The organism is Streptomyces sp. NPDC050619 (assembly GCF_040654815.1).
Lineage (GTDB): Bacteria > Actinomycetota > Actinomycetes > Streptomycetales > Streptomycetaceae > Streptomyces.
Map to the genome: position 1 here is coordinate 1 of NZ_JBFAIR010000091.1, position 9,095 is coordinate 9,095.

At 70.6% G+C, this 9,095-nt stretch carries 7 protein-coding genes; 5 read left to right on the forward strand and 2 right to left on the reverse strand.

What is annotated here, in order from left to right:
- Window positions 1-196: helix-turn-helix transcriptional regulator (locus AB0I77_RS52830; protein ID WP_363290213.1), on the forward strand; the 196-nt coding region annotated here is incomplete at its 5' end.
- A gap of 421 nt (window positions 197-617) precedes the next feature.
- The gene (locus AB0I77_RS52835; RefSeq protein ID WP_363290214.1) at window positions 618-1,310 is read left to right on the forward strand and encodes a LuxR C-terminal-related transcriptional regulator; all 693 of its coding nucleotides are present in this window, start codon (window positions 618-620) and stop codon (window positions 1,308-1,310) included.
- Window positions 1,311-1,395: 85 nt separating this feature from the next.
- Here AB0I77_RS52835 and AB0I77_RS52840 read toward each other — a convergent pair whose 3' ends face one another.
- Together AB0I77_RS52840 and AB0I77_RS52845 are read right to left on the reverse strand one after the other, a co-directional pair.
- Window positions 1,396-2,169: an alpha/beta fold hydrolase gene (locus tag AB0I77_RS52840; protein ID WP_363290215.1), complete on the reverse strand. Its 774-nt coding sequence runs from the start codon at window positions 2,167-2,169 to the stop codon at window positions 1,396-1,398.
- Between the two features lie 140 nt (window positions 2,170-2,309).
- Window positions 2,310-5,141 carry an AAA family ATPase gene (locus tag AB0I77_RS52845; RefSeq protein WP_363290216.1) on the reverse strand — a complete coding sequence of 944 codons (2,832 nt, stop codon included), beginning with the start codon at window positions 5,139-5,141 and terminating at the stop codon, window positions 2,310-2,312.
- 361 nt (window positions 5,142-5,502) lie between these two features.
- Here AB0I77_RS52845 and AB0I77_RS52850 point away from each other — a divergent pair, with 361 nt between their 5' ends.
- The 3 genes from AB0I77_RS52850 (at window position 5,503) to AB0I77_RS52860 (ending at window position 8,975) form a co-directional block, all read left to right on the forward strand.
- Window positions 5,503-6,684, forward strand: coding sequence for a cytochrome P450 (locus AB0I77_RS52850; RefSeq protein WP_363290217.1), 1,182 nt, complete (start codon window positions 5,503-5,505; stop codon window positions 6,682-6,684).
- Window positions 6,685-6,868: 184 nt separating this feature from the next.
- On the forward strand, window positions 6,869-8,059 hold the full coding sequence (locus AB0I77_RS52855) for a cytochrome P450 (protein ID WP_363290218.1): 1,191 nt from the start codon (window positions 6,869-6,871) through the stop codon (window positions 8,057-8,059).
- Window positions 8,060-8,141: 82 nt separating this feature from the next.
- Entirely contained in the window at window positions 8,142-8,975 is an 834-nt protein-coding gene (locus AB0I77_RS52860; protein ID WP_363290219.1) for a phytanoyl-CoA dioxygenase family protein, read from the forward strand.
- The last annotated feature ends 120 nt before the right edge of the window (window positions 8,976-9,095 follow it).

Here is a 9,095-nt window from a genome sequence, read left to right on the forward strand (position 1 = left end):
CGCGGCCGGACTCACCCCGGCCGAGACGAGGGTGGCGGAACGCGCGGCACGCGGTCTCAGCAATAAGGAGATCGCGGAGGAACTCGAAACGAGTCTACGAGCCGTGGAAAGACACCTCACGAGCTCTTATCGCAAATTCTGCATTACCGGCCGGGAGCAACTGACCGAGGCCATGGGTATGGACGAAACCCGCTAGTCCGTCCGGAACGGATCGTACCCATGCCGCCGAGCTGCGAAGAGTTTCGTTCTTTGCGTTCACGGCGTACGCGCAAACCAAAATCCGCAGATTCTCCACAACCTCCGCAGTCGCACATTCCCACGACTCGCTCCTTGCCCCGACACCGCTGCTGACGTGCGCAATCCCTTGCCTGGGCGTCACCTGGACGTCACATTCGCAGGTTACCGAACGGTACTCAAAAAGCACCTGCATACGGGACCGCAATGCGCACCGAACCACCGCCTGCGGGCACCGCAGTCTTAGCGGTAATAGGGCCCGGAGAACCCCGTTTGCCTTGACATGTATTTTCATTTGATGGCAATGTCATGGGGGAAAGAACACTCCCCGCTTTGGGATGCACCACTGGTCATGAGCGCTGAGAGAGAGTGGCCCACCCCCCATGAAGAATGCAGCCCTGGACCCCGCAGAGATCCTCCCCGACGCATCGCAGAACTGGTCTCTGGAACCGTATCGCGACAGTTATTTGGCGCTTTTCGAGCAGTCCCTGTTCTGCATAGCGAATCTTGATCTGGAATTCCGGATCATGGAGGCAAACCGGTCCTTCGCCCGCCAATTCGATTGGAGCCAAGGGCAGGGCACGGGAAGAGATTTCTGTGAACTCCTCCACCCCAGTGTGCAGGGCAAGCTGAAGAACGAGCTGATCCGGCTGGCGGACGGTCAGAGCCCGCGGTTCGCCGACCACTTGGTGGCGGTGGGCGCGCAGGACGCCGTGTTCCGCGGAGAGATGACCGGAATAGCCGTACGGAGTGGGGTCGGCCGGGTCGACCGCATCCTGGTGCTGGTCGACCCGGAGGAATCCGCGAACGGTCCGCAGATCGCCCATGCGCGGCGCAAACTGTTCAGTCCGATGCACGCCCGCATTCTGGAAGGAGTGGCATCGGGTGAGTCGACCGTCCAGCTGGCCACGAAACTCTTCCTCAGCCGCGGCGGAGTCGAATACCACGTCTCCTCGCTGCTGCGGAAGATGAAGGTGACCAACCGGCCGGCGCTGATATCGAAGAGCTATTCCCTGGGTGTCTTCGCCGTCGGTCAGTGGCCACCACGCGTGCGCCCGGAGTTCGTGTCCGACTGACCGCAAGTGTCTGAAGGTCTCTCAGGCCCCGCCGTTCCCCGTGGTGGGGCCTTCGGGTTTTCGCGGCGGTGCCTCCGAAAGCTTTTCAGTCCCCGGCCGCGCGGGCGCCGTCGAGCTCCTCGCCGATCTCGGCGTACACGTCGTTCAGGTGCCCGGTGAGGAAGAAGTGGCCGCCGGGGAAGACGCGCACGCGGAAGGCGCCCTCGGTGTGGTCCCGCCAGGCCTCCGCCTCCGCCAGGGTCGTGCGCGGGTCGGCGTCACCCGTCAGTACCGTCAGGGCCGCGCGCACCCGGCGCTCGGGCGGGCAGGTGTAGGTCTCGATGGCCCGGTAGTCGCCCCTGATCGCGGGCAGCGCCATCCGCAGCAGCTCGTCGTTGCCGAACACGGCCGCGTCGGTGCCGTTGAGCAGCCGCAGCTCGGTGATCACCCCGGCGTCGTCCTTCTGGTGCACCCGCTCGGCCCGGTGTGTGGACGGGGCGCGCCGGCCCGAGGCGACGATCGCACGCGGCGGGTTGGCGCCGAGTTCCTCGAGCCGCAGCGCCGTCTCGAAGGCCAGGACGGCGCCCATGCTGTGACCGAAGAACACAGTGGGCTTCTCGCTCAGCCCACGGATCTCCTCGCACAGCAGATCCGCCAGCTTCCCGATGTCCTCGACGCACGGCTCCATGCGCCGGTCCTGGCGCCCCGGGTACTGGAGCGCGACCACGTCGACCTCGGGGGCGAAGCGCACCGACACCGGGTGGAAGAAGCTGGCCGAACCGCCCGCGTGCGGAAAGCAGACGAGCCGTACGGCGCTGCCGGCCGTGGGGTGGTAGCGGCGGATCCACGCCGTGGTGGCGTCGTCGGCGATACGCGACATGGGCGTCCCTTTCCAGAGGCTTTCATCGGTGCGGGGCGGCAACCGGCCCGCCGTCACCGCTCATTGAACGCGACGCGCCACCCGTAAAACCCTAAACTTCCCGCACGACAGGGCTGGCGGCCGGACGAACGCGCAGAGCGTCAGCTGACGGGTCCGCGTTCGGCGGCGAGGACCGCCGCGAGTTCCCGGCGCCCTCGGATGCCGAGCTTGCGGTACACGCTCGTGAGGTGGAACTCCACGGTGCGCTGGGTGAGGAACAGGGCCTCGGCGATCTCCCGGTTGGTGGCGCCGGCGGCGGCCCGCTCGGCGACCTGCCGTTCGCTTCCGCTCAGCGCGTCGGTGGGTGACTCGGTGCCGTGCCGCAGCCGTCCACCGGCCGCGCCGAGCGCGGGCACGGCCTGGTCGAGGAGTTGCCGGTCGCCGCACAGTACGGCGATGTCGATGGAGCGGCGCAGCCGTTCGCGCGCGCTCTCGGCGTCGCCGCGCTCCAGCAGCCGCCGGCCGAGCAGGTACTCGGCGCGGGCATGTTCCAGACGGCCGGGGGTGGCTTCCAGGAGGCGGGCGGCCTCGGCCAGTTCGTCGATGCCGCTGTCGTCGGGAGTGAGGACACCGCGAGCCAGGGCCAGCATGCCCTGCGCCCGGGGCGTGCCCCAGCGCCGCACGGCGGGCGCCACACGGTCGACGACGTCCTGCCCCTCGCCGTGGCGGCCCAGGTCGGCGAGCACCTGCGCGGCGTCGTACCACCAGGGGGCCAGGACTGGATTGCCGATGCCCGCCTCGGCGAGGCTGTCACCGCACCGCAGGAGAGGGCCGAGGGCTCCCTCCAGGTCGCCGAGCGCGGCACGGACCCGGGCCCGGCTCATCAGGTAGGTGTGCGACACCAGCGTGAACTGGTCCAGGCGGGGCCGCTGGATCAGGTCGAGCACGTCCTCGGCGCGGCGCGCGTCGCCATGGTGGACCAGAGCCACTGCGAGGGTGCAGTACGGGCTGACGGCGTTCTTGACGTACAGGTCGCGGTGGACGAGATGGAAGGCGAGCTGCGCGTCCGCCAGGGCCCGCGCGATGTTGCCGGCCCACATGTGCATCCGGGCGCGGGTGGTGGAGGCGAGGGCGCTGTTCCAGGCCTGGCCGTGTCTCTGGGCGTGCTCGAGCAGGGCGGTGAGCCCGACCTCGACGGGCTCGATCTCGTCGGCGAGGTACAGGGTGAAGCTCGAGCCGAAGGCGCCCCAGCCGCCCAGTGAGACGTCTCCGACCCGCAGGACCTGCTCGGCGGCGGGGACCAGCTCGGCGGCGGGGCGACCCTCCAACGTGCCGAGCACGCACAGCATGCCCAGCAGCAGACGTTCCTCGGCGGTCTCACCGGGCGGCGGCACGTAGTCGCGGAACCGCTCGCTGACGCGGCGCACATTGGACTTCTCATCGAGCCCGGAGAGGAGCGCCATCGCCTCGAGGAGGGTGCGCATCGCCTGTTCGTCCGGGGAGTGGCCGAGCTCGGACTCCACCATGGGCAGCGTTTCGCCGACCAGCTCGAAGGCGCGCAGCGAGTTCTCGGCTCCGAGCGAGGTGATGACGTACTGCAGGACGAGGCGGCAGCGGACGCGCGGGTCGGTGGCGAGGGACAGTGCGTGTTCCAGCCGACTGAGCGCGGTGGCGTGGTCAGTGTGGGCGAGGACCCGGGCCGAGTCGGACAGCAGCTCGATGTCGTCGACGTGGTGCCGCAGGGCGCGGGAGAGGTACTGGCCCGCAGTGGCGGGGGCGCCCCGCTGCTCGGCGCCGTGAGCGGCGGAGCGCAGGACGGTGACCATCCAGGGCTCGGGCACCTCGGGCAGGTGCATCAGCTGGACGGCGACCTGTTCGGTGGGGCAGCCCGAGTCGTTGAGCAGGCGTGCGGCGCGCTCGCGCAGCGCGAGGCGTTCCTCGGCCGGCGTCGCGTCGAGCACGGCCTGGCGCATGAGGTCGTGGCGGTAGGCGAGGGAGTCGGTGCGCAGCAGTCCGGCGGCGCGCAGGGCGTCGACGGCACCGGCGGCGGGACCGGGGGTGGTGCCGGCGAGCGCGGCGACGGCTTCGATGTCGTCGGACTCCAGGACCGCGAGCGCCTTCGCGACGGCGAGCCGGTCGGGGCCGAGCCGGTCGAGGTGGAAGCGGGCGACGGCGCCGTGCCCGAGGCCGTCCCGCAGCGCGTCGGCGTCAAGTCCGGCGTCCGGGGCCCGTTCCCTCAGCTCGCGGACGACGAGCTGGACCAGGAACGGGGTGCCGCCGGTGAGCTCCATGCAGCGTCCGACGACGGACGCGTCGGGCGTGACGGCGAGAGCCGCGGCGAGCATGGCCCGCACGGCGTCGTCGGTGAGCGGCTCGACGTCGACGGTGAGACAGCAGGCGGCGTCGGCCATCTCGTCCAGCACCTCGGGGTGCGCGTGCTCGACCCCGGTACGCAGTGTCAGGAGCAGGGCGAGGGGCAGGCCCTCGGCCCGGCGCAGCAGGAAGCCGAGCCAGCGCAGCGAAGCCTCGTCGCACCACTGGAGGTCGTCGACGGCGAGGATCAGGCCTTGCTCGGCGGCCACGGAGGCGGTGAGCCAGTACAGGCCGTGCATGACGCCGTACATGTCGGCCGGCCGGCCGTCGGAGGCCCCGTCCGTGAGAGCTGGCAGGGCGAGTGCGGCGCTGCCCGCGAGCAGCGGATGGCGCGCGGGGTCGCCGTCGGTGAGGCCGAGCGGGGTGAACAGTTCGCGTACGGCGTCGTAGGCGGCGCCGCCGCTCTCCTGGCATTTGACGGTGAGGACGCGGGCGCCGGCGCCCATTTCAGCGAGCGCGGCGGACATCAGCCGGGTCTTGCCCATGCCCGCGGGTCCGCGAAGCAGGACCGCATGTCCGTCGCCCGTGCCGTGGAAGTGCTCGCGGATCAGGGCGAGTTCCAGGTCTCGGCCGACGAGCGCAGATTCGTCTGCGGCCTTCGGGGCGGGGGTAAAGGCCACCGTTTCTCCTGTACCTGCCCCGCCACGCAAAGGAGTTGGCGGAATGCACGAATCGAACAACCCTTTCTTGTCTGATCATACGCACAACCAACCGGGGAGACCCTCGGTCGTGCGCGATCCGATCGCGAGCGCATCGCAGCGGCCTTCACGCGTTCACGATCGCCAACACGCGACGGTTCTTTGAGCCTCGCCGCCGGTCAGCGCGCCCACGGCGGCAACCCGATGCCGTTCGGTCCGTGTCCGCCGCGGAGAAGGCGAGGAGGGCTCACCTCTAGATGTGGCGCACTCCACATGGCGGGTTTCGCCGGCCGACGCCGAACTCTGGGGAATTCGTCAGCACCGGGGCGGCAGGCTTGGATCCATGGCGTACACACCACAGTTGCCAGCACTCGACACCGACGCACACCCCGTCTTATCTCCCAGCCCGCTACGGACGCTGCGGGACGAGGCGGCCGTCTGCCGGGTGCTGACGCCGGCCGGACACGAGGCGTGGCTCGTCACCCGGCACGCCGAGACGAAGGCACTCCTGCACGACGAGCGGCTGGGCCGCTTCCACCCCGCCACCGCCACGGCGCCCAAGTACGTCGACAGCCCGCTCGTGGAGATGCTGATCATCGACGACGCCGACTCGGCACGGGAGATGCACCGCCAGGTCCGCGCCTTGCTCGGACCGCAGTTCGCCGCCCGCCGTATGCAGGCACTGAGGCCGCGCGTGGCTGCGGCGGCGCGGGTGCTCGCCGGGGACTTCGCGGACCGCGGACAACCCGCCGATCTGCAGCGGCACTTCGCGCTGCCGTACTCGCTGGGCATTCTGCACGAGCTGATCGGCGTGCCCGCCGAGGAGCGCGAGAGTGCGGCACGACTGCTGGCCGACATCGGCCGGGTCGGGGCGGACGGGGCGGCCGCGCCGGGGCCGGGCCCCCTGTTCGCGCTGTTCGGCGCGGTCGCCGAGGCCAAGTGGGCCGCACCCCAGGACGATGTCCTGTCCCGGCTCGTCGCCGCCGGCGTCCCCACGGAGCGGGCCGCCGCGCTAGCCGCGACGCTGCTGATGGCGGGCCTGGAGAGCGTGGCGAGCTTCATCACCCTGGGCGTCGTACTGCTCACCCGCCACCCGGAGCGGCTGCGGTCCGCGCTCGACGATCCGGAGGCGATGGCGGCGCTGGTGGAGGAGATTCTGCGCAACGGCAAGCAGTCCGGCTCGGTTCTGCCTCGTTACGCCGCCGCCGACATCGAGATCAGCGGGGTGACGATCCGGGCCGGCGACCTGGTGTTGCTGGACTTCGCGCTGGCCAACCACGACGAGCGCGTCTTCGAGCGAGCCGAGGAGTTCGATCCGTGCCGTACGCCCAACCCGCATCTGTCGTTCGGCCACGGGATCTGGCACTGCCTCGGCGCGTCGCTCGCCCGTATCGAGCTGGCGGAGGCCTTCGGCGCACTGTTCGGGCGCATGCCGGGGCTGCGGCCGGCGGTTCCGGACGAGCGGCTCGTCACCAGCGCCGGGCGGCTCGTCGGCGGGCCCGCAGAGCTGCCGGTGCGTTGGTAGCGGGGCGGTACCGGCATGGTGCCGGACCGTGTACCGGGGCGGTCCCGGCAAAGTGCCGGATCGTGTACCGGGGCGTCGGATCGCGTGCCAGGACTAGGGATTTGCCCGCCGCAGGCGCCCCATTCTTCGTCTCGCACCGGGGTCCGGATGTTCCGGTGCACCTCCCGGTGAGAGGGGACGCCACGTGACAGCGACAGACATGAGGGACGACGCCGAACGGCAGGTCGACTTCCCGTTCCGCCGGCCCGGCGAGCCCTTCCCTCCGCCCGGTTACGCCGAGATACGCGAGCGGGACGGGCTGGTGTGGTCGATGATGCCGGGTGGCCAGCGGGTCTGGCTGCTGACCCGGTTCGAGGATGTGCGTCAGGCCCTGCTCCACCCGTCCCTGAGCTCGGACTCCCGCAACGAGGGGTTCCCCACGCCGGGCCGTACGGGCGGACCGCCCGCGCAGACCCAGATTCCCGGCTGGTTCGCGACCCTCGACCCGCCCGAGCACGACCGCTACCGCAAGATCCTGCTGCAGGACTTCACCGCACGGCGGATGAAGGAGCTGCGCCCCCGGATCCAGAAGGTCGTCGAGGACCGCGTGGAGTCGCTGGCCGCCAAGGGCAGCCCGGCCGATCTGGTCGCCGACTACGCGGTGCCCATTCCGTCGCTGGTGATCTGCGAGCTGCTGGGCGTCCCCAACGCCGACCGGGCGTTCTTCGAGTCCCGTATCTCGGTGCTGGTCACGCTGGCCGCCACCGACGAGGAACGGGACAAGGCGACGACCGAACTCCTGCGCTACCTGAGCCGGATGGTCACCATCAAGCGGCACCGGCCCGGCGACGACCTGATCAGCACCATGATCGCCTCCGGCGAGCTGGCGCCGATGGAGGTCGGCGGAGCCGCCCTGCTGCTGCTCATCGCGGGCCAGGAGACCACCGCCAACAACATCGCCCTGGGCGCGGTCCCCCTCATGACGCATCCGGAGTGGATCGGTGACCCCGGGATCGTGGACGAGTTGCTGCGGTTCTACTCCGTCGCCGATCTGGTGCCGCTGCGGGTCGCCGTGGCGGACGTGGAGATCGGCGGCCGGCTCATCAGGGCGGGCGAGGGCGTGGCACCGCTGGTGGCCGCCGCCAACTACGACGACGGCAAGTTCGCCTGTCCGCACGCCTTCGACCCGGGCCGCTCGGCGCAGGGCCACGTCGCCTTCGGACACGGGCGGCACAAGTGCCTGGGCCAGCATCTCGTGCGGGTGGAGATGGAACTGGCCTACCGGGTTCTCTTCGAGCGACTGCCCGGCATCCGGCTCGACTGTGCCGTCGAGGAGCTGCGCCACAAGGACGACGGCGTGCTGTACGGGCTCGCCGAACTACCGGTGCGCTGGTGACCGACCCGCTGCCCGCCCGCATCGCCGACCCGGACCGACAGCGCCAGGATGCCGACCCGAACCGACAGAACCAGGATTCCGCATGCCCGCAGATCTGACCCGGCTTCCCGCCACCGCCCCGGTGTCCGACGTCACCGCCGTCCTGGAGAGCGACGGCGGTGTGATCGTCGAGGACCTCGTCGACGAGACCGCCCTGAAGGGTCTGTGGGACGACCTCGGTCCCGCACTCGACGCCACCGGCTACGGAGACAGTTCCTTCACCGGCCAGCGCACCAAGCGGCTCAGCTCACTGTTCGCCCGCTCCCGGCACATGGAGCGGATCGCGCTCAACCCGCTGTACCTGGGCGCCGCCCGGGACCTGATCGAGCGCCCCTCGACGAACTGGTTCGGCCGCACGCGCACCGATCTCGCCCCGAACGTGCAGGTCAGCATCACCCAGGCGATCCAGATCTGGCCCGGCGAGACCGCGCAGCCACCGCACCGCGACGACATCGCGCACCTGCTGCCCAGCCCCGGCCCGACGAACCGGGTGCAGATCATGGTGGCGATGAGCGAGTTCACCGAGGAGAACGGCGCGACGATCGTCCACCCGGGCAGCCACCTCTGGGAGGCCGAGCGCGCGCCGCGCCCGGAGGAGGCGGTGCAGGCGGAGATGGAGCCGGGGTCCTGTCTGATCTGGGTGGGCGGTCTGTTCCACGGCGGCGGCGCCAACCTCGCCGACGACGCGCGCACGGGCCTCACGCTCGCGCTGGTGCGCGGCAATCTGCGCCAGGAGGAGAACCAGTACCTGGCCGTGCCCAAGGAGATCGTCCGCGAGTACCCGGAGGAGCTCCAGCGGCTGCTGGGCTGGGGCCTGTGCCCGCCGTTCCTCGGCTGGTACGAGCAGCAGGACCCGATCCGCCTGCTCGACGACTGACCGGAATCGCCCTACCGCGTCACCACGTCGAGGGGCGCCGCGCACACCGCGCGGCGGCCCACGACGTGTTCAGCGCTCCCCCCGCCACCCGTGGACCGCCCGCGCGGTGGGGTCGGCGTC